The organism is Faecalicatena contorta, from assembly GCF_021531995.1.
Lineage (GTDB): Bacteria > Bacillota > Clostridia > Lachnospirales > Lachnospiraceae > Dorea_A > Dorea_A contorta_A.
Map to the genome: position 1 here is coordinate 1 of NZ_JAFBIZ010000224.1, position 1,769 is coordinate 1,769.

The 1,769-nt window shown below is 37.3% G+C and carries 1 protein-coding gene; it reads left to right on the top strand.

Annotation, left to right across the window (positions count from 1 at the left end; genetic code table 11):
• The first annotated feature begins 144 nt into the window (after positions 1–144).
• The gene (locus tag JQM82_RS15435; RefSeq protein WP_235251298.1) at positions 145–1,617 is read left to right on the top strand and encodes a transposase; all 1,473 of its coding nucleotides are present in this window, start codon (positions 145–147) and stop codon (positions 1,615–1,617) included.
• Positions 1,618–1,769: the final 152 nt, after the last annotated feature.

Here is a 1,769-nt window from a genome sequence, read left to right on the forward strand (position 1 = left end):
TAGGCGTTTGCGAAACGCCACAAGCCGCATAAATACGGCATTTTTTAACTACAAAAAACAAATAACCCCTCACCGGATATGGTATAATAGAGTTGACGAGAAACTATAAACCATACATCCAAGAAAGGAGTTATTCTGACATCTATGATACCATATAAACAGCTTTCTTTGGCAGATATTTTTTCAGATTGCCAGGAAAAATTTGAAAATGACAAACCTGTGTTTCTATCTCTATTAGAAAACCACATCGATATTGATGAGATTATTCCGATTTCTTTTCGAAATCATTTCTATGCATCAACGGGTAGAACCCGTAAATACCCTTTAAACGCTTTGTTGTGGGCTCTAATTATTCAGCGTATTTTTTCTATTCCCACAGACCAGCTTCTTTTAACTTTTCTTGCTTATTCAAAACCTCTGCGTGAATTCTGTGGCTTCACTAAAGTTCCAGATGCTTCAAAAATCACCCGCTTCAAACAGGACTTTATTGATGACCTTCAGCTTGTTTTTGATAACCTTGTTGATTTAACCGAACCAATCTGTCATGCTATTGATTCTGCCAAAGCTGATATGACGATCTTTGATTCTTCTGGTATTGAGGCTTTCGTTACTGAAAATAATCCGAAATACGCAAATCGTATTATCAAGCAACTCAAAGCTTATGCCAAAGCTAACAACTTCGATAAGAGTTATGATCCTTACAAAGCAGCTTATGGTTCTATGCCAACACACGCATCCGCAAATCCTGAAATTAAGCAGTTATACATTAATGGTCATTTTTGCTATGTCTTCAAGTTTGGCATTATTACCAATGGTCTTGGCATCATCCGACATATATCTTTTTACAACAAAGACTTTATGATCTCACATCCTGAAATCGTGGTAGAAAAGAAATCTGATTCTCCTGATGAAGATAAGTGTGTTCATGATGCTAAATTACTCATTCCTACACTAAAAGATTTCTTTGCAAAGCATCCGCTTATTAATCCCAAAACATTTCTTGGTGATGCAGCATTTGACTCATGTCGGCTTTATGGAGAACTGCTAACAGGCAATACTTTTGGCGAAAGCAAACACTTTTCCAAAGCATACATTCCTCTTAATTCCAGATCAGGATTAGAAAATCCTGATTGTAAAGTGAATGAAAACGGCATCCCTTGCTGTCCTAATGATGATTCACTTCCACTGAAACATGACGGCACTTCTACAAGAAAAAATGGTTTGAAAAGATATAAGTTTGTCTGTCCTAAAATAAAGTGTGTTAAGGATGCATCAACCGGAAAATATCATAGACATTGTATCTGCGATAATCCCTGTACTACTTCTGAGTGCGGACGTATAATCTATGTTTATCCTGAAAAAGATCTTCGTGCCTATCCCGGAACCATTCGCGGAACCGAAGAATGGGATAACACTTACAAAATCAGAACTGCAGTAGAAAGAGATATCAATCACATAAAAGAGAATCTCTGTCTTGCAGGACGTCGTACTCAGAATGAGAAAACATTGCATGCAGACTTAATTCTTGCTGGAATCACCCAACTCATTACAGTTGTTCTTGCAGACAAAATCAAACATCATGAATACATACGAAGCTTAAAGCCACTCATAGCATAGGACTTACCAACTCCATAAAGCCTAAGCCTTATTAAAGTGCGCCTAAAATGTCCGGTTATCTACATTTCATTCCAGAATTCGTGCTTTGCACGAATTCATCCTTGTTTTGGTTCAGAATTGCGAACAAGCTTAGCGAGTTTCGCAATTACCTA